Source organism: Paracandidimonas lactea (assembly GCF_021653995.1).
Classification (GTDB): domain Bacteria; phylum Pseudomonadota; class Gammaproteobacteria; order Burkholderiales; family Burkholderiaceae_B; genus Allopusillimonas; species Allopusillimonas lactea.
Genome location: NZ_JAJJOZ010000005.1, coordinates 120,145 through 143,295, shown reverse-complemented (window position 1 = coordinate 143,295; position 23,151 = coordinate 120,145). Strand labels below are relative to the sequence as shown.

General features: G+C 63.1%; 16 protein-coding genes and 2 pseudogenes. 10 read left to right on the top strand and 8 right to left on the bottom strand.

All coding sequences use genetic code 11. From position 1 onward, the window contains the following. Positions 1–64: 64 nt before the first annotated feature. Entirely contained in the window at positions 65–1,852 is a 1,788-nt protein-coding gene (locus LOL23_RS10875; RefSeq protein WP_237173584.1) for a ClcB-like voltage-gated chloride channel protein, read from the bottom strand. Between the two features lie 84 nt (positions 1,853–1,936). On the opposite strand from LOL23_RS10875, the gene LOL23_RS10870 reads away from it, so the two are divergent. Continuing rightward, complete coding sequence (locus LOL23_RS10870) at positions 1,937–2,638, top strand: response regulator (RefSeq protein ID WP_237173583.1); 702 nt, start codon at positions 1,937–1,939, stop codon at positions 2,636–2,638. Between the two features lie 3 nt (positions 2,639–2,641). After that, a complete protein-coding gene (locus LOL23_RS10865; RefSeq protein WP_237173582.1) occupies positions 2,642–4,081 on the top strand; it encodes a HAMP domain-containing sensor histidine kinase in 1,440 nt (479 codons plus the stop codon). On the opposite strand, the gene LOL23_RS10860 is transcribed toward LOL23_RS10865, so the two are convergent. Further along, entirely contained in the window at positions 4,062–5,189 is a 1,128-nt protein-coding gene (locus LOL23_RS10860) for a cytochrome d ubiquinol oxidase subunit II (protein ID WP_160981449.1), read from the bottom strand. The two genes, LOL23_RS10865 and LOL23_RS10860, sit on opposite strands and share 20 nt — an antisense overlap. Further along, positions 5,186–6,526 carry a cytochrome ubiquinol oxidase subunit I gene (locus tag LOL23_RS10855; protein ID WP_237173581.1) on the bottom strand — a complete coding sequence of 447 codons (1,341 nt, stop codon included), beginning with the start codon at positions 6,524–6,526 and terminating at the stop codon, positions 5,186–5,188. Before LOL23_RS10855 ends, LOL23_RS10860 begins: the two co-directional genes overlap by 4 nt. A 145-nt stretch (positions 6,527–6,671) precedes the next feature. Between LOL23_RS10855 and LOL23_RS10850 the strand changes: the two genes are divergently transcribed. The 4 genes from LOL23_RS10850 to minE all read left to right on the top strand — a co-directional run bounded on the left by LOL23_RS10850 (position 6,672) and on the right by minE (position 10,557). Further along, complete coding sequence (locus LOL23_RS10850; protein ID WP_237173580.1) at positions 6,672–8,438, top strand: glutamine--tRNA ligase/YqeY domain fusion protein; 1,767 nt, start codon at positions 6,672–6,674, stop codon at positions 8,436–8,438. A 69-nt stretch (positions 8,439–8,507) separates the two neighbouring features. Further along, a complete protein-coding gene (gene minC / locus LOL23_RS10845) occupies positions 8,508–9,317 on the top strand; it encodes a septum site-determining protein MinC (RefSeq protein WP_237173579.1) in 810 nt (269 codons plus the stop codon). A 159-nt stretch (positions 9,318–9,476) separates the two neighbouring features. After that, the gene (minD, locus tag LOL23_RS10840; RefSeq protein WP_160981456.1) at positions 9,477–10,292 is read left to right on the top strand and encodes a septum site-determining protein MinD; all 816 of its coding nucleotides are present in this window, start codon (positions 9,477–9,479) and stop codon (positions 10,290–10,292) included. 1 nt (position 10,293) lies between these two features. Further along, entirely contained in the window at positions 10,294–10,557 is a 264-nt protein-coding gene (minE, locus tag LOL23_RS10835; RefSeq protein WP_160981458.1) for a cell division topological specificity factor MinE, read from the top strand. A gap of 314 nt (positions 10,558–10,871) precedes the next feature. Here minE and LOL23_RS10830 read toward each other — a convergent pair whose 3' ends face one another. The 3 genes from LOL23_RS10830 to ettA all read right to left on the bottom strand — a co-directional run bounded on the left by LOL23_RS10830 (position 10,872) and on the right by ettA (position 13,663). Then, complete coding sequence (locus LOL23_RS10830; protein ID WP_160981460.1) at positions 10,872–11,099, bottom strand: YMGG-like glycine zipper-containing protein; 228 nt, start codon at positions 11,097–11,099, stop codon at positions 10,872–10,874. 177 nt (positions 11,100–11,276) lie between these two features. Then, complete coding sequence (locus LOL23_RS10825) at positions 11,277–11,819, bottom strand: isochorismatase family protein (protein WP_160981462.1); 543 nt, start codon at positions 11,817–11,819, stop codon at positions 11,277–11,279. Between the two features lie 170 nt (positions 11,820–11,989). Continuing rightward, on the bottom strand, positions 11,990–13,663 hold the full coding sequence (ettA, locus tag LOL23_RS10820) for an energy-dependent translational throttle protein EttA (RefSeq protein WP_160981464.1): 1,674 nt from the start codon (positions 13,661–13,663) through the stop codon (positions 11,990–11,992). 199 nt (positions 13,664–13,862) lie between these two features. Here ettA and LOL23_RS10815 point away from each other — a divergent pair, with 199 nt between their 5' ends. Beyond that, positions 13,863–14,351, top strand: a complete 489-nt coding sequence (locus tag LOL23_RS10815) for a hypothetical protein (RefSeq protein WP_160981466.1) — start codon at positions 13,863–13,865, stop codon at positions 14,349–14,351. A 112-nt stretch (positions 14,352–14,463) separates the two neighbouring features. On the opposite strand, the gene LOL23_RS10810 is transcribed toward LOL23_RS10815, so the two are convergent. Both LOL23_RS10810 and LOL23_RS18975 read right to left on the bottom strand, forming a co-directional pair. Next, the gene (locus LOL23_RS10810) at positions 14,464–15,396 is read right to left on the bottom strand and encodes a glycosyltransferase family 2 protein (protein WP_160981467.1); all 933 of its coding nucleotides are present in this window, start codon (positions 15,394–15,396) and stop codon (positions 14,464–14,466) included. A gap of 245 nt (positions 15,397–15,641) precedes the next feature. Continuing rightward, positions 15,642–15,770 carry a hypothetical protein gene (locus tag LOL23_RS18975; RefSeq protein WP_017525512.1) on the bottom strand — a complete coding sequence of 43 codons (129 nt, stop codon included), beginning with the start codon at positions 15,768–15,770 and terminating at the stop codon, positions 15,642–15,644. Positions 15,771–16,026: 256 nt separating this feature from the next. Here LOL23_RS18975 and LOL23_RS10805 point away from each other — a divergent pair. The 3 genes and pseudogenes from LOL23_RS10805 to pabB all read left to right on the top strand — a co-directional run. Beyond that, positions 16,027–19,948: pseudogene (locus LOL23_RS10805) on the top strand (excinuclease ABC subunit UvrA); the annotation flags it as partial. 89 nt (positions 19,949–20,037) lie between these two features. Then, positions 20,038–21,942 (top strand): annotated as a pseudogene (locus LOL23_RS19150) (excinuclease ABC subunit UvrA); the annotation flags it as partial. 7 nt (positions 21,943–21,949) lie between these two features. Continuing rightward, entirely contained in the window at positions 21,950–23,146 is a 1,197-nt protein-coding gene (pabB, locus tag LOL23_RS10800) for an aminodeoxychorismate synthase component I (protein WP_160981471.1), read from the top strand. The last annotated feature ends 5 nt before the right edge of the window (positions 23,147–23,151 follow it).

Genomic DNA, 23,151 nt, shown 5'->3' with positions numbered 1-23,151 from the left:
CCCCTCGTGCTGCGTTGGCATGCCGCCAGCCGCGCCGCCCCGACCGGCGGCGCGAGGCAGACGCTTAGCGTTCTCGCCGGCTCGAGGCGAAGTCGAACATAGCCTCCGCGCTGGCATCCATGGACCGCTTCAGGGCACTGTAGCGCTCAAGTACAGCCGACTTGTAAACGACACCCAGCAGCTTGGGCTGCTCGTCGCCGCTGACCACCGGCAGGCGCTCGCCGCGAAACTCAACGAAGTATTCCTGGGCCTGATCCAGCGACATATCCGCGTTCAGCGTTTTGACGTAATCGCGCCGAAGCACGTCGCCGGCAAGCTTGCTGGCCAGGTCACCCTCGCCCACCAGCAAACCCGTAAGGTCGCCCTGAGCGATCACGCCCTGGAACACGTTGTCGTCATTGACCACGTAAAGGTAGCGCACCGGGTACTCGATGAACAAGCGCACGGCCTCGCTGAGCGGTGCCGACGTCTTGACCACCGTGTCGGCGGGGCGAACCAGATCGCGGATCAGTGTCTGCCTGAGCTTCAGGCGCAATAACTTGTCGCGCTCGCGCACGATCGTGACGTCGTACATCGCCACCTCGGCCACCGCGCGCGAGATGAAATAGGCCACTACACCGGCCAACATCAGCGGCAACACGATTTGGTAGCTGAGCGTCATCTCAAAAATCATGAGGATGGCCATTAACGGCGCGCTGGTTGCCGCGCCCAGAAAGCTGCCCATGCCAACCAAGGTATAGATGTACATCGGCAACTGCGCCTCGGGCCAGAACAGGTTCATCCCCATGCCGAACAGCGTGCCGACCGCGCCGCCAACAAACAGCGCGGGGGTGAACACCCCACCGACTGCACCCGAACCCACCGTAAGCGCAGTGGCCAGAATCTTGCAGACCAGCACCAACGCAATGGCCTGCCAGGTGAAGGATTGATGCAGAAAACCGACCACGACGCTGTAGCCGTTGCCGGCGACCTGCGGCATGAAAACGAGGACAGCGCCCAGCAGCAGCCCGCCCAGAGCCATGCGCAGCGGCAGAGGCAGCCCCGACCGCTTGAATACGCCCTTGACGGTATCGATGAACTTGAGGAACAGCGGCGCCCCGAGGCCAGTGACGACCCCCAGAAACACAAAGGGCAGCACCTGCGCCGCCGGAATCTGCGGGATATCAGGCATGACATAGATGGTGTGGTAGTAGCCCGATGCGCGCATGACAATATTGGACGTGGCCGCCGCCATCATCAGCGGGCCGAAAGACTGCATCGTCATCGTGCCCAGCACGATCTCGGCCACGAACAGCGCACCGGCGATCGGCGCGCCATAGGCTGCAGCCACACCGGCCGCCGCCCCACAGGCCACCAACAGGCGCAGCCGCGCAGTACTGAAATACGTGAACCGCCCTATGCACGAGGCGCCCAGCGCCCCCAGGTGCACCATAGCACCTTCGCGGCCGATGGAGCCGCCCGACACCACAGTGATCAGCGATGACAGGGAGCGCAGCAACCCTTGCCGCACCGACAACCGCCCGTCGCCAATGGCAACAGCTTCCATATAGTCGGAATTTGAACGGGTGCCGACCCGCCCGGCCACCCAGAGCAGGCAACCCGCCACGAGGCCGCCGGCCACCGGCAACAGCAGCCGGCCCTCCCAGCCCAGCCCGCGAACGGCCGTTACAATGGACTTACCTTGCCCGCTGTATACATACAGCAGCGCATGCATGCCCTCATGGAAGGCAATAGTGGACAACGCCCCCAACGTACCCACGATGGCCGCCCAGCAAAGCATGGCGGGCAGGTCGGACAACCACGAGTAGCCCGCGAGCTGGCGCCGCACGTTTTGTACGCGCTTGCGTATCATCAGTGTTCCCTAAGCTGTGTATCTATTTCAATCTGTTTCCACGCGCTTGCCTGAGCCTGCCGAGGCGGGGCACACTTGAACACTATGGAAACCCCTCTTATAAAAGTACTGGTGGTCGATGACGACCCAGCATTGCGCCAACTGCTTGCCGATTACCTGAACCGGCATCAGTATGACACCCTGCTTGCGCCCGACGCCAGCGATCTGCCTACGCGCATTCAGCGCTACTCGCCGGATCTGATCGTACTCGACCGCATGCTCCCCGACGGCGACGGCGCCGAGGCGTGCCGGCGCCTGCGCCAGCAAGGCGAAGACATCCCCGTTATTTTACTGACCGCGCGGGACGAAACCGTGGATCGGGTGATCGGCCTGGAGGCCGGCGCCGACGACTACCTGGGCAAACCCTTCGACCCGCGCGAACTGCTGGCCCGCATCGAAGCCGTCCTGCGCCGCAAAAAAGGGGCGTCGGCACTCAACAAAGACAAGCCCGTTGCCTTCGGCCCCTTCGTCTTCGACCCGGCAACGCGGCAGCTATACAGGGGTGAAGACGTCATCAAGCTCACCGGGGGCGAGGTCAACCTGCTCGAGGCGCTGGTCGCCAACCCCGGCAAACCACTCTCGCGCGACCGCCTGCTGGCGCTTGCGCGCGACGATGACGACGGGGAGCGCAATGATCGTGCCATCGACATCGCCATCCTGCGTCTGCGGCGCGCCATCGAAGAAGACCCGAAGCAACCGCGCTGGATCCAGACGGTCTGGGGCGTAGGCTACCGGTTCTCGCCCTGATTCATGTCCTTCCGTTCACTGTTCCGGTCTGTGGTGCGCGCGGTGCTGCCGCGCTCGCTCAATGCGCGCATGGTGCTGCTCACGCTGGGCACCATCCTGCTGGTGCAGGCCGCCACCTTTGGCACCGCCACCTATTACCGCAAAAAGTTCACCGAAGATGTCGCGGTGGAGCTTACCGCCACCACCATCCGTACCCTGCGCGCTTCGCTGGCCACGATCCCCGCCGAGGAGCGTGGCGACTTCGTGCGTCAGGCGTCGCAGAACGAATGGCATTTGTGGTCGCGAACGCTGCCCGCCAATGCCAATCTTGAACGCTATCGTCCTCCGCACCGGCGCCCACCGCCAACAGCCAATGACATCCGCGACAACCTGCGTGATTTTGTCGGCGCCCTGAACCGCCGCCTGAACGATGACACCCGGGTGGCCTTGTCGCGCGGGCCCACGCCCCGCCTGTATATTTCTTTGCTGCCCGACGCTGTCGCCAACGATGCCGAGCGGCCACGCGAATGGCTGGTCATCCCGCTGGACCGCATCGCCCCCCCCGTCTCAACCCCTGTGATTGTGGTGTGGCTGGCGGGTATGGGCCTGCTGCTGTTGATTTCAGCGGCGTTTTCATGGAACATCACGCGCCCGCTGACCCGTCTGGCCAACGCGGCCGACCAGTATGCGGCCGGGCGCCCGGAGCGGGTCAAACCCTCAGGCCCGCGCGAAACCCGCATACTAGGTGAGCGCTTCAACGCCATGCTGGACACACTGGAAGAAAACAACACCGTCCAGCGCACCATGCTTGCCGGCCTCCCGCACGACCTGAAAGGCCCGCTCTCACGCATGTGGCTGCGCATCGAGATGGCCAACGACCCTACCTTCCAGGAAGGCATGCGCAAAGACCTGCAGGACATGCAGCGGATGGTGGATCAATTCATCGGTTTTGTACGCGGCACGGACCCCGGCTCATACAATTTTGCGCCACTGATGCTGAACACGTGGATCGAAGAACAAGTATTTGCATGGGAAAGCGCCGGCAGCCCGGTCCGGCTTGCGCGCGGGGCGGTGCGCCCCCTGCGCGTCAGCGCAGACAAGGCTGCCCTGGGCCGATTGCTGGACAACCTGATCACCAACGCCCTGAATCATGGCGCACCACCCGTTGACATTGCATTGCGCGAGGATAATGGCCGCGCTGTGGTGACAGTGAGTGACCACGGCAAAGGCATCAGCGCCGAACGCCGCACCGAGGCACTGCGGCCATTCTCGCGGCTTGACGATGCGCGCACCCTAACGGGCTCAGTAGGCCTGGGGCTGGCATTGGCCCAGGCCATCGTGGGTGCCCATGGCGGCGAACTGACGTTGGGCGAAGCAGCAACCGGCGGCCTGGAAGTGTGTGTTTCGCTGCCGCTGAGCCTTGGCAAGGGGCCAAGAGCAGCAGTCAGTCGCCGTCGCGGCTAACCGGTTCGAACGCCTCGGCCACAGGCGCAGCCGGCGCCCGGAGCATTGCGAGAGGCTTGCGCGGCCGGAAGGCGGGCATCTCAGGTGGGCGCGACAGGCCGAACATGTGCCAGTACACACGCAGATTGAAGATCAGCGCAACCGGCATCGCGATTGCCACGCAGGACAGCACCAGGCGCTGCGACTGCACCGACGCAGCGGCATCCCAGATGGTCAGGTCATCGAGTACCAGATAGGGAAAGAAACTGTAGCCCACCCCGCCCAGCATCACCAGAAACACCACCAGCGTCATAACAAAAGGCAGCGCCGTATTGCGGTAGCTGCTCAAGACCATGCGCTGCAGGCACATTTCAGTTGACACAAAGCAGACCAGCAGCACAGCACCAATGACAGGCACGGCCAGCGGAGGGGTGGCGTTGCTCCATTTCAGGAACACACCGCTGTTCGCGAAGGCCAGCACCACCATCACGCCCGCCGCCCCGGCGGCTGTCCAGCGCACCGCATGGCGCCCGCAAGCCACGGCACGAACGCGCAGCTCGCCGTCCACTCGCATGATGAGCCAGGCGGCGCCAAGCAGGCAATAAGCTGCAAGTGCGCATATGCCCAGAAACAGCGCAAACCAGAGGTAGCCGGCCTCGGTACGATAAGACACCACGATACGCGCCAGCACAAAGCCGTGAGACACGGCGGTAAGCAGCGAGCCGGCGGCAAACCCGGCCAGCCAATAGCGTTGCATGGCGGCCGGCGCCCTTAGGCGCATTTCGAACGATACTGAGCGCAGCATGACCCCCACGGCCAACATGCACAGAGGCAGATACAACTGGCCCATGACCGGCCCCCAGGCGCCGGGGAAGGCGGTAAGAAACAAGCCCAGCCCCAGCAGCAGCCAGAATTCGTTGGCGTCGCGCCATGGCCCCAGGAGTGACAGCATGCGCGGACGCAGATGCGGTGGCGCGAACAGCACCAGGCAGCCGACGCCGATATCGAAACCGTCGAGTATGGTGGCGGCAACAATGGTAATAAACAGAAGCGCCACGAAGACCAGCGGCATCCAGAAGGCTGGATCGTTGGCGCCAAAACCCAGGAAACTTGCGAGCGCATCTATCATGCACGCCCCCTGTGACGAGCCACCGGCACGACGCCATGGCGCGCCGTATGCCAGAGCATGCGCAGAAAGCCGGCAATAAACAGCATATAAAGTACTGCATAGGCAAACAAACCGCCGGCCACCACCCTGTGAGAGGCCGAGCCGGCGATTTCAGCGATGGTAATCGTGCCCGCCACTGCAAAGGGATACGCGCCAACCAAGGTATACGCGATGCCTGCCAGCGCCATGGCCCATGGCCCAAAAACCAGCGCCATCAAGAGCTTGCGCCATCCGGGAGACAACGCGGCGGGATCATAGCCGCCACGGCGCACTTCAAGCCAGGTGAGGCCCGCGGCAAGCGCCAGCAGCATGCCGGCCAGCAAGGCGATTCGATACAGCCAGAATGTAGCCGCCACGGGTGGCGCCATGCCGGCGAACCTATCCAGCCCCAGTAACGTGCCATGGCTGTCGCGCCCCAGCCACCGCCCGCCCGCATGCCGCCATCGCAACGTGCCGCGATTAGTGGACGAAGCGGCGTCGGGCCATCCGGCAATGATCAGATCGGGTTGTGTGCCGCTTTGCCAATACGCCGCCGTGGCGGCGGCCTTGGCCGGCTGATAGCGCGCCATTATCAACCCGCCCCCCGCTGTGCAAGCCACTTGAAGGACAATGGCCGCCAACGCCAGCCAGACGGCGCTGCGAAACGCCAGCCGTTCGCTGGGCTCGGCCGGCCTGCGCAGCGACTGCGCCGCCACGACCCCCATGACAAGAAACGCGGCCACCAGCGCCGCTGTGCCGGCAAACAGACCCGCATACCAAGGCAATGCCGGGTTGAAAATGACATTTTCCCAATCGATGACATGATATTGCTCGCCCACGAGCACGGCGCCCTCGGGCGCATGCATCCACGACAGCAACGCCAGCAGCCAGAATGACATGAGGGCGGTACCCACAGCCACCATAACGACCACCGCCGCATGCGCGCGCCCCGACAAGCGCCTCTCGCCAAACAGCATCGCCCCCATGAAACACGACTTGAACACGAATACCGTAGTGAGCGCCGCCGCCAGCAGCGGGCCGGCCACGTCGCCGATCTTGCTCATCAATGCCGGCCACAGGCTGCCCAGTTGCAGCAGCACCGGCAGCCCTGCGGCAAAACTGAGGACAAAGGCCAGGGCGAACACCCGCACCCAGAAACGGTAAGCGGCCATCCAGGGGCCGGCCGGCTCGGCCAGTGACCGGATGCGAAAATAAGCCAGCAAGCCGCCCAGGCCGAGTTCCATCATGAGGAATACAGCCAGAAAAGCCAGGCTGGCATAGAACTGGATTTGTGAAAGCCAGAGGGTCGCTTGCGTCATGGGCCGTAGTGTAGAGCCAGACGCGGGCTTGTGGGTGCACCCGCCACGCTTGACTGCAAAATTGCATAGGGGCGCGAACAGGGGGCAAAAATTCACGAACGTGGCAAAATGCTTACTTTGCACCCGAAGTATTCTTTTCACCGGTATGACATCCCCGTCCACTCCTGCTCCCGTCTCGAATTTCCTGCGCACCATCATCGACAACGACCTCGCGCAGGGCAGCTATGCCGATAAGCGCTGGGCAGGCCGGCCTGGCCCCGCCTCCGTCCAGGCCCAGGGCCAGGCAGACCCGGCGCGCATCCGCACACGGTTCCCGCCCGAGCCCAATGGCTACCTGCATATCGGCCACGCCAAGAGCATCTGCCTGAATTTCGGCCTTGCGCGCGACTACGGCGGCGTCTGCCATCTGCGTTTCGATGACACCAATCCCGAAAAAGAAGAAGACGAATACGTGCACGCCATCATCGACATGGTGAAATGGCTGGGCTTCGACTGGCATCGGGGCGAAGAAAACAACTGCTACTTCGCCAGCGACTACTTCGGCTTCATGTATCAGTTCGCCGAGGCGCTGATTGGCGCCGGCCTAGCCTATGTCGACGAGCAAAGTGCCGACGAAATGCGCGCCACCCGCGGCACGCTCACCGAAAAAGGCAGCAACTCGCCCTGGCGCGACCGCCCGGTCGACGAATCCCTGCGCCTGCTGCGCGAGATGCGCGACGGCAAGCATCCTGACGGCGCCATGGCGCTGCGCGCCAAGATTGACATGGGCTCACCCAACATCAATATGCGCGACCCGGTGCTGTATCGCATCCGTCACACGCCGCACCATCGCACGGGCGATCAGTGGTGCATCTACCCCATGTACAGTTGGGCCCACCCGGTCGAAGACGCACTCGAAGGCATCACACACAGCATCTGCACACTCGAGTTCGAAGACCAGCGGCCTTTCTACGACTGGATCCTGAACCATCTAGCCGATCTGGGCCAACTGGCCCGCCCTCTGCCGCGCCAGTATGAGTTCGCGCGCCTGAATCTCACCTATGTGGTCACCAGCAAGCGCAAGCTGCTTCAGCTCGTGCGAGAGGGTCGCGTCAGCGGCTGGGACGACCCGCGCATGCCCACCCTCGTGGGCCTGCGCCGCCGCGGCTATACACCGTCGTCCATCCGCCTGTTCTGCGACCGCCTGGGTGTTTCCAAGGCCGATTCGCGCATCGACTACAACGAACTCGAACAGGCCCTGCGCGACGACCTTGATCCCGTCGCGCCACGCGCGGTGGCGGTGCTCGACCCCATCCGCCTGGTCATCACCAACTACCCCGAGGGGCAAACCGAAAACTGCCACGCGCCGCGCAACCCGCACGACCCAGCCGCCGGGCAGCGCGAATTCCCCTTCTCGCGCAATCTGCTGATCGAGCGAGACGATTTCCGCGAAGATCCGCCCAAAAAGTATTTCCGCCTCTTCCCGGGCAACACTGTGCGCCTCAAATATGGCTATGTGGTGCGCTGCACGGGTTGTGTAAAAGATGATCAGGGCAATGTCGTCGAGGTTCACGCCGAATACCTGCCGGGCACCAAAAGCGGCACGCCCGGCGCAGACAGCGTCAAGGTAAAGGGCAATATCACCTGGGTCAGCACGGCCCACGCTGTGCCAGCCGAAGTGCGCCTGTACGACCGCCTGTTCCTCGATCCGCGCCCCGATAGCGGCAACAAGAACTTCCTGGACGCCATCAACCCCGATTCCTGCAAGGTTATCCACGCCTGGCTGGAACCCGGCGTCGTCGCCGAGCCTGGCAATACCTGGCAGTTCGAGCGCTTGGGCTACTTCGTAGCCGATCGCGAAGTCTCCACCGCCGCCAAACCGGTCATCAATCGCGCGGTCACGCTGCGCGATTCCTGGGTACAAAAGGCTTGATCCAGCGCCGGCTCCCGCGAGCCGGTTTTTTGTAATGTATTTTTTGTTGTCTCCAGAGTGACACACGCAGTGAAAGAATCCTCATCGCCCCGCAAGAACCCCGCCGCGCTCGACTTCAAGAGTGCCACGCTGTATGCCGTGCGCGTGGTCCTGCACAGCGCGGACGCCGCAGCGCTCATCGCGGCGCTCGATACCCGCATGAAAGACGCCGGCGCATTCTTTGAAAACGAACCGGTCGTGGTAGATGCCAGCCAGGTAGAAGGCACGATCGACTGGGCGGCCCTGCTCGCCAGCCTGAAGGGCCACCGCCTGCATCCGGTCGGCGTTGTTGCCGAAGGCGACTGCCTGCTGGCCGCGCAGGCTGCGGGCCTGCCCGCCGTCGACCTGGCCAATCCAGTGCAGCGCCCGAAGGCCGAGCCAGCGTCTGAGGCCGACATGCCGGTGGTTGCACCGGCACAGGCCCAAGCCCAGACACAGGCGCAGGCCGAGCCTGCTGAGGCGCCAGCCGCGGCGGCAGCCCACGAGCCGGCGGCGCCCCAGTTGGCCCCCGCCGCCATGGTGATCAATCGCCCTCTGCGGTCGGGGCAGCGCATCTATGCCCGCAACACAGACCTGATCGTGATCGGTGTGGTGAGCCAAGGCGCCGAGGTCATTGCCGACGGCAACATCCACGTATACGGGCCTCTGCGCGGCAAGGCCATGGCGGGCGCCCGGGGTGACACCTCGGCACGCATTTTCACCACGCAGCTCGATCCCGAACTGCTGGCCATCGCAGGCGTATACCGCGTGCTTGAAACCCGCATGGATAAAACCCTGCAAAATCGGCCCGCCATCATCCAGCTCGATGACGACAGGCTGCAGATCAATCCGCTCGATTGACCCTTGCCGGCGGGTGCAGGTTGCCGGCCGGTGCAGACGTAACAGTTTCTGTATTCTTGCCAGAATTTTTTAATTTCATGCATACACCATCAACCATGCTGTGGTTATGCATTACGATTACGTGATTTTTCAGAATAACCATTAAGGATATTTATTGTCATGGCGCGAATTGTTGTGGTGACTTCCGGCAAAGGCGGGGTGGGCAAAACAACCACCAGCGCAAGTTTTTCCGCAGGCCTTGCCATGCGGGGCCATAAAACGGTTGTCATCGACTTCGACGTCGGCCTGCGCAACCTCGATCTGATCATGGGCTGCGAACGCCGCGTCGTTTATGATTTTGTCAACGTTATCCAGGGCGAAGCCTCGCTCAACCAGGCCCTGATCCGCGACAAGCAGCTTGAAAACCTGTTCATTCTGCCTGCCTCGCAAACACGCGACAAAGACGCACTCACCCGCGAAGGCGTGGGCAAGGTGCTCGAAGACCTCGCCGCCATGGATTTCGACTATATCGTCTGCGATTCGCCGGCGGGTATCGAAACTGGCGCGCTGATGGCCGCTTACTTTGCCGACGACGCCGTCGTTGTCACCAACCCCGAGGTGTCGTCGGTGCGCGACTCCGACCGCATCCTCGGCATTCTTTCCGCCAAGTCGCGCCGCGCCGAAAAGGGCGAAGAGCCGATCCAGGAAAGCCTGCTGCTCACCCGCTATAACCCCAAGCGCGTGGCCGATGGCGAGATGCTTTCGCTGAAAGATATTGAAGACATCCTGCGCATCAAGCTGATTGGCGTGATTCCAGAATCCGAATCCGTGCTGCAAGCGTCCAACCAAGGCATCCCGGCCATTCACCTGCGTGAAACCGAAGTCGCTCAAGCTTACCAGGATGTCGTGGCACGTTATCTCGGCGAAGAAAAACCGCTGCGTTTCGTCGACTACGAAAAACCCGGCCTGTTCAAGCGCCTGTTCGGAGGGAAATAACATGTCCCTCCTGTCTTTCTTTCGCGGCCAGAAGAAAACGTCCGCCAGCGTCGCACGCGACCGCCTGCAACTAATCCTGATCAACGAACGCGGCACGGGCGTCACGCCCGATTACCTGCCGCGCCTGCAGAAAGAACTCGTCGAAGTGATCTCACGCTACGTCAAAATCAACCCAGACGACATCAAGGTCAACCTCGACCGCCAAGATTCGCTGGAAATTCTCGAAGTCAAGATCGAGATGCCCCAGCCCGAAACCAAAGACTGATGCAGGACTGACGCAGGCCCGTCTACACACCAGCGTTTGCGCAGCCCGCAACAAAAACAGCCCGCTGCGAACCATACCCCAAAAAGTTGGACACCGATCCAACATTTAAGGTGTGGTGCGCAGCGGGCTATTGTTATTGTGATTGTTTTGGGTATTGCTGCATCAGCGTCTGTTTGCGCACCCGGACGCGGTGACAGCGCGAGGGGTTAAAACGAAAACCGGCGCCGTTGTAACGGCGCCGGTTTGGCTACGGATAATGTGCGCCGCGTGTTTCATCGCGGAAACAGGCGCGGCGCCTGTGCCTTGCGTGGGTATCAGCGATTCTTGCCGATCTGGTCGCCGATCACACCACCGACGGCTGCGCCGCCGATCGTACCCAGCACACCGCCACCCGTCAGCACCGCCCCGGCCAGGCCACCGATACCGGCACCCGTCACCGTGCTACGCTGGCGATGGCTCATGCTGTCCCAGGACGAGCAGCCTGCCAACGCTACAGCCAGAATACCCACAGCACTAAATTTGCTTATCGTTGCCAGTTTCATATCTTGATTCTCCTTCTGATGCGGCCTCGGCGCGTATCGCGTGCGCCGCCCAGCCGTTGTCGTCACGTTACCCGAATGGCCGGTGCCAAATCAAACAAAACCCGGATGCGCTTGTGAGCGGGCGCAACAGATGTATCACGCAGGCCTGAAAATTGCTGATGGCGACGCGCCGGCCACCTAACCCGCCTTGACCAGCGCAAGCATATCGCGGAATTGCGGGTGGCTGGGCGTGACCAACCATTCGAACATCACCATCTCTGCACAGACACGCTCCAGGCCATTGTCGGCCCACCGCTCGCAGGCAGCGGCATGGCACGACGGCTGGCGCGAGCCGATGCAATCAGTGACCAGGTATGGCTTCAGGCCCAGACGCGCCAGCCCCAGCCCGGTTTGTAACACGCACACATGCGCCTCGGTGCCGATCAACAACACATGATGGCGTCCGGTGGGGATCTCGGGCAGAAAATGGTGTTCACGCGTGGCATCGAAATGCGTCTTGTGGATGACGTGGTCGGCCTGCGCCCGGAGCAGCGGATGCGTGTGCCCGATCTTGTCGGCGCAATGCTCGGTGGCGATGACGGGTACACCCACCAGCTGGGCGGCCTTGAGCAGGCGCTCGGCCCGCGCCACCAGAGCATCGGCATCGTGGATGGCGGCCAGCAGCGCCGACTGCATGTCGACCATCAGGACCATGGAATCGTGTGCGTTCAGAATACCCATTTTAGTCTCCCGCTTTATGGCTGACGCCGCCGCCCAATACACACAACGGGCCGCCGCTATGACCCGGCCGATAAGCAGCGGCCGGGCAGCGCGATGCCGGCCTCACGCACCCCACGGCGACCCTTGGGCCCAAATGGCCGGGCACGCACGGCAGCCTGGCAGTTGCCCGCTTACTTCAGCGCTTTATAGCGCAGGCGATGGGGCTTGGCGCCCTCTTCGCCCAGGCGTTTGCGCTTGTCTTCCTCGTATTCCTGATAGTTGCCGTCGAAGAACACAGCCTGGGAATCCCCCTCGAAGGCCAGTATATGCGTGGCAATACGATCAAGGAACCAGCGATCATGGCTGATGACCATCACACAGCCGGCAAACTCCAGCAAGGCATCTTCGAGCGCCCGCAGGGTTTCGACGTCCAGATCGTTGGATGGCTCGTCCAGCAGCAGCACATTGCCGCCGGCAATCAATGTTTTGGCCAGGTGCAGGCGCCCGCGCTCACCGCCTGAGAGCATACCCACCTGCTTGTTCTGGTCGCCCCCCTTGAAGTTGAAACGGCCCAGGTAGGCGCGCGAGGCCATCTCGAAACGGCCCACCGTAAGCAAGTCGGCGCCGTCAGAGATGGCATCGAACACCGTCTTGCCATCGGGCAAGGACTCGCGCGACTGGTCTACATACGCCAGCTTCACTGTCTGGCCGATCTTGACGGCGCCTGAATCGGGCTGCTCTTTGCCGGCAATCATGCGGAACAGCGTGGACTTACCCGCGCCGTTGGGGCCGATGATGCCGACAATGGCGCCCGCCGGCACCTTGAAGCTGAGCCCGTCGATCAGCAGGCGATCGCCATAGCCCTTGGACACATTGTCGAACTCGATGACTTCGTTGCCCAGCCGTTCGGCCACGGGAATGAAAATCTCCTGGGTTTCGTTGCGCTTCTGGTATTCGTGAGAGGACAGTTCCTCGAATCGCGCCAGGCGCGCCTTGGCCTTGGCCTGACGGCCCTTGGGATTCTGGCGCACCCATTCCAGTTCTTTCTTGATGGTGCGCTGGCGGGCTGACTCGGACGCCTCTTCCTGCTTGAGACGGTCTTCTTTCTGCTCGAGCCAGGAGCTGTAGTTGCCCTTCCAGGGGATGCCATGGCCGCGGTCGAGTTCGAGAATCCACTCTGCCGCGTTATCAAGGAAGTAACGGTCGTGGGTCACCGCCACTACCGTGCCCGGGAACTTGCGCAGGAAGACTTCGAGCCACTCGACGCTTTCGGCATCCAGGTGGTTGGTGGGTTCATCCAGAAGCAGCATGTCGGGTTTGGACAGCAGCAGGCGGCACAGCGCCACGCGACGCTTTTCGCCCCCTGACAACGGGCCGATGACGGCATCCCAGGGCGGCAGGCGAAGTGCGTCGGCGGCAATCTCCATCTGGTGGTCGATGTCGTCGGCGCCGCTGGACGCGGCGGCGGCAATGGTGGCCTCCAACTCGGCCTGCTCGGCGGCGAGCTGGTCAAAATCGGCATCCGGTTCGGCATAGGCCGCATACACTTCATCCAGACGCTTGCGAGCGGCAAAGACGTCGCCCAGGCCTTCTTCGACCGCTTGGCGCACGGTGTGCTCGGCGTTGAGCTGCGGCTCTTGCGGCAGATAGCCGATTTTGATGCCGGCCATGGGCACGGCTTCGCCTTCGATTTCCTTGTCGACACCCGCCATGATCTTGAGCAGGGTGGATTTGCCCGAACCATTCAGGCCCAACACGCCGATTTTGGCGCCAGGAAAGAAAGACAGCGAGATATCGCGCAGGATCTGCCGCTTGGGCGGCACGATTTTGCCGACGCGATGCATGGAATATACGTATTGGGCCATTGCAAACCGGTTCAATCAAAGAGGTGGACGACAAACCACTGATTGTAGGCCGGGAACGTAAATTAAGCCCGGGCCCGGCGACTGGGCCGCAAAACTTGAATGTGCCGGCTGCGATCGGGCTGCAATCTGGCCGCAAAACCACCGGCGCCGCTGGCGCGCCGTGTAGAATGTCGGCAATACGACCCGCACCGATATTGCCATGGCCGCCACTGACAACTCCCCCCTGGTCTTCACGCCCGAAGAGCTCGAACTGCTCGGGCAGACGGCCGACGCGCTGAGCGCCTATATGGGCAAGCCGGTGCTTGCCGAAGTCATGGAGCCCGACGAAACCGGCTACGAGTGGGTGCTGTTTGCCGTCCCACTCGACGTGCAGGACGACCCGGCCGACTACGTCACCGTCGAGGCCGGCGGCAAAAATGCCCGGCTGCTTGGCCACCACGGCGGCCTGCCCGACGCCGGCAACGAAACCTACACCTGCGAATATCTTTGGGCCATCCAGCTTTCCGACCTCGAAGACGCCCGCTACATCAAGGTCGACCAAGCGGGCGACGAAGTTGCCTGGACCAATAATTTGCAGGATATCCTGCCCTTCGTCATGAACGAAGATCTCATCCAACCCGACGATGACGACGATGATGACGACGACGAGGAGCCAGATCCGCCAGACGATCCGGGCACACAGTATTGAGTGAGCACCTGATCCCCGCCTGGCCCCTTCCGGGCCCGAGGCTCAGGGTTCGGGGTGTAGCTTCGCGCCGCACCCCACGCACAGCCAGGCGCGAGCGGGCAACATCGCCCCTTTAGCGCGCGGCGCGTGCACGGTCGCGCACATACAGCAGCACCCCCACCGGCCACATCGCGGCCACCAGCAGCCTGGCTCCCATTCCGTGCAGATCGTAGCCGTCCGGCGGCGGCCGGCGTGTATGGCGCATATGCAGTGCAAAACGCGTATAGCGCGCGGCCGCCATCAAGAAGGCCTGGGGCTTATAGCGAAACCACGGCAGGCACTCGACCACCGTGTCGCGCGCCAGCAGCCACATACCCATCGCATGCTGTTGGCTTTGCCTGCCCTGGGCGGACAGCGAGTCCGCGCTGTGGTGATACACCCTGAACACCTGGTTCACGAAACGCGTAAGGTAGCCGGCACGGGCGATGGCCCGCCACACCAGGCTTTCAGGCACAAACCCCTCGATTTCTTCGGGAAATGGAAACTGGCGCAGCACATCGGTGCGCAGGCAGCCGAATTTCTCGCCCCGCACGTCATATTTGAAGGTCATGTCCAGCGAGGTGGCATCAAAGATATCCTGTGGAAACATATCGCCCACGATATGCCCGTCGGGCCGCGCGCACAGGCCTGTAATCGCCACATAACGGTCGCGTTCGCCCACCGGGATTTCCTTCCATGCAGTGGCCATGCTGTACAACGCGTTGGCGTCCAGGCTGTCATCGCTGTCCACGACCACCACCAGTTCGCCGCTGGCGCGCTCGATGCCGCGGTTGAAAGCAGTCTTCTTGTGCTGGTTGACCTGCCAGGCGTAATAGATCGGGAAGCTTGCTTCCTGCTGCCAGACCGCAACCCGCTCGCGCGTGTCGTCGGTCGAGCCATCATCGATGATGACCCATTCGAAGTCCTGGTAGGATTGCTCACGCAGCGATAGATAGACGCGCTCCAGCGTATGTGCCCGGTTGTAGGTGGGCGTGATCACCGAAAACAAATGACGCCAGCCTGACATAGTCTTATCTTTCTTATCTTGTACGTTATAGGTATATAGAGCAGGAAAACAGTACGCCATCACATCAGTAGCCATTGCGGACGCCGGCAAATGGCCTAAAGCAGGACCGTAACGCGCCGACGACCCGATGATAGGACAAAAAAAATCCGCAGCTGCGATTGCTGCGGATTTTTTGCCAACGTTACATCAGGAAACATAACGCGGCTGCGCGATGCGGCGCCATACGCCGCATGAGGCCGACATGCTCAGGCGCGCTTTACCTTTTCGAGCATTTTGAACACACCCTTGGGCGAGTTGACGAACAGGCGCTTGAAGGCCTTGCCCAGGCAACGGCGTTCGAGGGTGTTGCGGCGGTTGCGTTTGATTTCTGCCATGTTGAATCTCCGGTCTGCGTGCCAGGCCGGCGAAGGTGCAGGCCCGTAAAAATCCACTAAACCTGGCATTTTACCTTGAAAATACCCGAACACACAAAATCGCCCGCATACCAAAGGGCAACGTGGTTTCCCGTACACATGGCCAACCGACGCGGTGCCGGTAATGGCAGCGCAGGGCTGGCGCATCGTTGCGGGGTGTACGGGGCGGCGGTTCATCACCTACTAACAGTAGCGACAGAAAGATTATGATTACGCCATGACCTCCCAGATCCGTATTGTTGGCGCCCGCCAGAACAACCTCAAGAACCTCGATGTCGATATCAATACCGGCCAATTGCTGGTGATCACCGGCGTGTCGGGGTCAGGCAAAAGCTCGCTGGCCTTCGATACCTTATACGCCGAAGGCCAGCGCCGCTACGTTGAAACATTCTCCCCCTATGCGCGGCAGTTTCTCGACCGCATGGACAAGCCCCAGGTCGAGCGTATCGAAGGCATATTGCCGGCCATCGCCATCGACCAGGTCAATCCGGTGCGCAATTCGCGCAGCACCGTGGGCACGATGACGGAGCTGAACGACCACCTCAAGCTGCTTTATGCAAGGCTGGGCCGGCTGTACTGCCGCTGCTGCGGCCGCCGCGTGCAGCGGGACAACGCGCAAAGTATCCAGCAGCAGATCGCGACGCGCAGCCAACCCGGCGACCCACGCCTGGTGATTACCTTTCCGGTCGTCATCCCGGCCAACTTCACCGAGGAGGAAGTGCGTGGCTTCCTGGACCAGCAGGGCTACACGCGCATCCATCATGAGGAAACGCGGCTACAGACGCCGCCCACACCAAAGGGTAAAGGCAAAGCCAAGGCCAAGACGCCCAAGGCTGAAAAGCTCCGCGTGCTGCACGTCATCCAGGATCGCTTCCGCTACAGCTCGGCCGAGCCCGAACGGGTAATGGAGGCCTTGGACACTGCGCTCAAGCAGGGCGACGGGCATATCTCCATCTACGTGATCCCCGATGCACCGCCCGCCGACTCCGCGCAAGCGCGCGGCGACGCACCGCTGGCGGTTGGCTCAGGCTCCGTCAATAGTTCGGGGGACAGCACACATTCCGGTGCAGGTACTGGAGCGGGCACGGGCGTCGACGCCGACGAAACAGTGTGGCGCTTCAGCAATCGCCTGCATTGCGCGCACTGCGACATTGAATACACCACGCCGCTGCCCAGCACGTTTTCCTTTAATTCGCCGCTGGGTGCCTGTGAGTCGTGCCGCGGATTCGGACGCGTGATGGGGATCGATTACGGCCTGGTGGTTCCGGACGAAACCAAGACCTTGCGCCAGGGTGCCATCAAGCCTTGGCAGACCGCCAGCTACAAAGAATGCCAGGACGAACTCGAACGCTATGCACCCAAGGCGGGCGTGCGCCTGGACACGCCCTGGAAAGACCTGAGCCACGATGAAAAGCAATGGGTGATCGGCGGCACGCCCGACTGGAAAGGCGGCCCGCAAGCCTGGAAAACCCAATGGTACGGCGCACAGCGTTTTTTCGATTGGCTGGAATCGCGCGCCTACAAAATGCATGTACGCGTACTGCTGTCCAAATACCGCAGCTATACGCCCTGCCCCACCTGCGGCGGCTCGCGCCTCAAGCCCGATGCCACGCTCTGGCGATTGGGCGACGCCACCGCAGCACAGGAAGACGCAGGCGATGACGCGAATGCCGCAGGCAGCTACCCGCGCTTCATGCCCGTGCACGCCGACTGGACACGCGAGCAGCTCAATGCCCTGCCCGGCCTGGGCATCCACGACCTGATGCGACTGCCCATCAGCCGTGTGCGCGACTACTTTACCGACATTACGTTTGGAGCCGCACTCGACGCTGCGCTGGACCTGCTGCTCACCGAAGTACGCACGCGGCTGAAGTTCCTCTGTGACGTCGGCCTGGGCTATCTGTCGCTCGACCGCCAGAGCCGCACCCTGTCGGGCGGCGAAGTGCAGCGCATCAACCTCACCACGGCGCTGGGCACCTCGCTGGTAAACACACTGTTCGTGCTGGACGAACCCTCTATCGGCCTGCACCCGCGTGACATGCACCGTGTAGTGGAAGCCATGCACCGCTTGCGCGCCAACGGCAATACGCTGGTCGTGGTAGAACACGATCCGCAGGTGATGATCGCGGCCGACCGCATCATGGACATCGGCCCAGGGCCGGGCGAGCGCGGTGGTCGCATCGTGTTCGATGGCACGCCCGAGCAACTGCGCAATGCCGACACGCTCACTGGCAATTATCTGGGCGGCCGCCTGCGCGTGGAAGCGCCGCGCCCCATGCCCGTTTCTGCCAGCACGCCGCGCCTGCTGCTGGAAGGGGTGCGTGCCAACAATCTCAAGAATATCTCCGTCTCGATACCGCTCGGGCGGCTGGTGTGTATAACCGGCGTGTCGGGATCGGGCAAGTCGACACTGATCCAGGATGTTCTCTACCCCGCGATGCTCAAGCTGCAAGGCCGGCCAACCGAGGCGCCGGGCGCCTTCGACCGCCTGCTGGGCGCGGAACAGCTCGCCGACGTGGTGATGGTGGACCAGACGCCGATCGGCAAGACGGCCCGATCCAATCCGGCGAGTTATGTGGGTGCGTTCGACCCCATCCGCAAACTGTTCGCCAACGCCACCGTCTCGAAAGAACGCGGCTATACGCCCGGCACGTTCAGTTTCAACACCGGTGACGGGCGCTGCCCAACCTGCGGCGGCACGGGCTTCGAGCATGTGGAAATGCAGTTTCTGTCCGACGTCTATCTGCGCTGCCCGGACTGCGACGGAAAGCGCTTCCGGCCCGAGATTCTCGAAGTGCGCGTGGAGCATCTGGGTCGCAGCGCGTCGATTGACGAGGTGCTGGAGATGACGGTGACCGAGGCGCTGGAATTTTTCCAGGGCCTGCGTGACGTGCAGTGGGCGCTGGCGCCCCTGGCCGACGTGGGCCTGGAGTACGTGCGCCTGGGCCAGCCCGTACCCACGCTGTCTGGCGGCGAAGCGCAGCGCCTCAAGCTGGCCGGGCACTTGGCCGCTGCGGCGCGCAGCGGCATCTCGTCGGCCAAGGTGGCCAAAAAGGGCAGCCTGTTCCTGTTTGACGAGCCTACCACCGGCCTGCACTTCGACGACGTGGCCAAACTGATGCGCGCCTTCCGCAAATTGCTGGGGGCCGGCCATTCGCTGCTGGTGATCGAACACAACCTGGATGTGATACGCGCGGCGGATTGGCTGATCGACTTGGGCCCCGAAGGGGGCGACCAGGGCGGCGCACTGATCGGCGCAGGTACGCCAGGCGAACTGATGCACAACCCCGGCTCGCATACCGGCCGCGCGCTGGCCGAGTACACCACCGCCATCGTCTATGAAGACAAGTCGCAGCAAGCGCGCGCGCTCGCCGAACCCGTGCACGAGTATGCCGACACAGCCGGCACACCCTTGCAGAGCGTAATGCGGCGGCGGCGCGCGGGCATGCACAGCATCGATATCGTCAACGCGCGCGAGCACAACCTGAAAGGCATCAACGTCAGCATCCCGCGCGATACCTTTACCGTGGTGACAGGCGTATCGGGCTCGGGCAAATCCACATTGGCGTTCGACATCCTCTTCAATGAGGGGCAGCGGCGCTATCTGGAGTCGCTCAACGCTTATGCGCGCGCCATTGTGCAGCCGGCGGGCAAACCCGATGTGGACGCCATCTATGGCATCCCCCCCACTGTGGCAATAGAACAGCGCACCAGCCGTGGTGGGCGCAAGTCCACCGTGGCCACGATGACCGAGATCCATCACTTCCTGCGCCTGCTGTACGTGAAGCTGGGCACACAGATGTGCCCCAACTGCAATGTGCCGGTCGAACCGCAGAAACCCGAACAGATCGTGGCCCAGATCCTGCGCGACTACAAGGGCCGCCACATCGGCGTTGTGGCGCCTTTGGTGACGGCGCGCAAGGGGTATTACACCGACCTGGCCAAATGGGCTGCGGGCAAGGGCTTCAGCCACCTGAGGGTCGATGGCGCGTTCATTCCGGTCTCGCCCTGGCCGCGCCTGGACCGCTACCGCGAGCACACCATCGAACTGCCGATTGCGGACTTGATTGTGGACGCGGGCGACGAGGCCTCACTGCGCGAAGCCGTTCGCAGCGCCCTGGAACACGGCCAGGGCACCATGACACTACTGATCGACCTGACCGACGGCAGCAGCGTGCCGCTACAGGCGCGACGCGAGGCTGGCCTGGTCGACGCGGCCAGCGAACGGCAGTTTTCCGTGAAGCGCGCCTGCCCCGGTTGTGGCATGAGTTTCCCCGAACCCGATCCGCGCATGTTCTCGTACAATTCCAAGCACGGCTGGTGCATCAGCTGCTTTGGCACCGGCCTTCAACTGAGCGGCTTCGACGAGCAGCAGACAGGCGAAGAAAGCACCTGGAATGCCTGGTACGAGGGCAGCACGGAAGTATGCCGCACCTGCCATGGCGAGCGTCTGAACCCCATCTCGCGGGCTTTCCGCTGGCGCGACCGCTCGATTGCCGAGTTTGCCGCCATGCCAGTCTCGGAAGCGCAGTCCTTCTTCACCGGCTTGGTAAGCCGCGGCCGCGAGGCCGAGATTGCGCGCGACATTCTGGCCGAGATTCGCGGGCGCCTGAACTTCATGCAGGAAGTCGGGCTCGGGTATCTGGCGCTGGATCGCGCGGCGCCCACACTGTCGGGCGGCGAAGCGCAGCGCATCCGCCTGGCAGCCCAACTGGGTTCCAACCTGCAGGGTGTCTGTTATGTGCTGGATGAGCCCACCATCGGCCTGCATGCACGCGACAACCAGATTCTGCTCAACGCGTTGTCGACGCTCGAAGGCCACGGCAATACCTTGGTGGTGGTTGAGCACGACGAAGACACCATACGGCGCGCCTCCCACATCATCGACATCGGGCCCGGCGCGGGCGTGCGCGGAGGCATGGTAGTGGCGCAAGGCACGGCCCGCGAGGTGATGGACAACCCGGCCTCTGTCACAGGCCGCTATCTGCGCCAGCCGCTGGCCCACCCGATGCAGCCGCGGCGCGCCATCGCAGCCGACGCACCCATGATCACTGTACGCGGCGCCCACCTGCACAACTTGCGCAATGCCGAGGCCCGCATACCGGTGGGCCGGCTGAGTGTCATTACAGGCGTGTCCGGCTCGGGCAAGTCCACGCTCGCGCGCGACGTCCTGCTCGACAACCTCGCGCGCGCGGTATCGACGCGGCAGGCACCGGCCTGGCAAGGCTGCACCAGCATCGAGGGCTGGGAACAGATCGACCGTGTGCTGGAAGTGGACCAGACCCCCATCGGCAAGACGCCCCGCTCCTGCCCCGCCACCTATGTCGGCTTCTGGGACGACGTGCGCAAGCTGTTCGCGGGCACGCGCGAAGCCCGGGTGCGCGGCTGGCAGTCGACGCGGTTTTCCTTCAACACAGGGGATGGCCGCTGCCCGGTTTGCGAAGGCCAGGGCATGCGCACCATCGAAATGAGCTTCCTGCCCGACGTCAAAGTGCTGTGCGACGCTTGCAACGGCGAGCGCTTCAACCGCGATACCCTGGCCGTGACCTGGCGCGAACGCAGCGCTGGCGAGGTGCTGCGCATGGAAGTAGACGACGCGGTTGAGTTCTTTGCGGCGCACTCGAAGATATTGCGCCCACTGCAACTCATGCAGGATGTGGGCCTGGGTTACCTGACGCTGGGCCAGCCCTCGCCCACGCTTTCGGGCGGGGAAGCCCAGCGCATCAAGCTTGTGACCGAGTTGGCCAAGGCGCGCCTGACCGATGGCGTCATCAAAACGGGCCGCGCCTCGCGCACCCCCCATACCTTGTATGTGCTCGACGAGCCCACAGTGGGCCTGTCCAGCGCCGATGTCGAAAAGTTGATCCACGTGCTGCACCGGTTGGTGGACGCGGGCAACACGGTGGTGGTGATCGAGCACAACCTCGATATCATTGCCGAAGCCGACTGGGTCGTGGACCTTGGCCCCGAAGGCGGCACCGGCGGCGGGCGCTTGGTGGCACAGGGCGCGCCGGAAGAGATTGTGGCACGCCAAGCCGCGTCGCATACGGGTGCGGCGCTGGCTGGCTTTCTGGCGCATGGCGAGGCAGCACGCAAAGAAAACGCTGCCCGCAGGGCCCGCGAAGAGGCCTGATCCGACCATGCTTTGTCGTTTCGAAGACCGCTTGGCGGATCGTGCACTGGTGCTGGAAGACTTCCGCGAACGCATCGCCGTCCACACAGCCAGTGAGCTGGACGAGGCGCTGGCCCGCATCGAAGCCGCCCAGCGCCGCGGGCTGTGGGTAGCGCTGCTGCTGGATTACGAACTGGGTGCATGGTTGGAGCCCGCCGCATCGGCGGCGCCGAACTCACCAGTCCGATCCGCAGCGGCTGCAACAGACGTGGGCGCCAGCACAGGCAGCGACGCTGCCCCCCTTACCGCCCTGGTGTTTGGCGCGGCGCGCCAGACCACGCCCTGGCAAGCGCCCCCCAACACCGCGCCCTTCGACCTGCGCGCACACGCGCTGATGCGGCGGGGCGAGTACCTGGCCGCCGTCGATGCGCTGCGCGCCGCCATCGCCAACGGTGAACTCTACCAAGCCAACTTCACGTTTCCGATCGCACTGCAGACCGACATGGCACCGCGCGATCTGTACCGCCAACTGGCCGCACATCATCGCGCGGCACATGCGGCCTATATCGAGGACGGGCGCCGCGCGGTACTTTCGCTTTCGCCTGAATTATTCTTCGAACGCCGCGGTGATCGGATCACCGTCAGGCCCATGAAAGGCACGGCGCCGCGCCATACCGACGCCGCGCAGGACAGGCTGGCGGGCACGGCCTTGCTTGGCAGCAACAAGAACCGCGCCGAAAACCTGATGATCGTCGACCTGCTGCGCAATGACTTGGGACGCCTGGCCACGCCAGGATCCGTCAACGTGGACGCCCTTTTTTCTCTAGAGGCCTACCCGTCGGTATGGCAGCTTACCTCCACCATCAGCGCCCGTGCGCCTGACGCCAGCTTGCCGGCCTTGCTGCGTGCGCTGTTTCCCTGCGGCTCTATCACAGGCGCGCCGAAGATCGCAGCCATGCGCAAGATCCAGGCACTGGAGATCGCCCCACGCGGCATTTACTGCGGCAGCATTGGCTGGCTGGCGCCCGATGGCGACTGTTCCCTGAACGTCGCCATCCGCACCATCGAGATGCCGAATGAGCGCCCGGGCCATGGCGTGCTGGGTGTCGGCGGCGGCATCGTATACGACTCTGACCCCGCCCAGGAATGGGAAGAGTGCCTGTGGAAGGCGCGGGTGCTGGGGCTGGGGGCCGCCAGGCCCACACCCATCGCCTTTGTGGATTGAGCAGG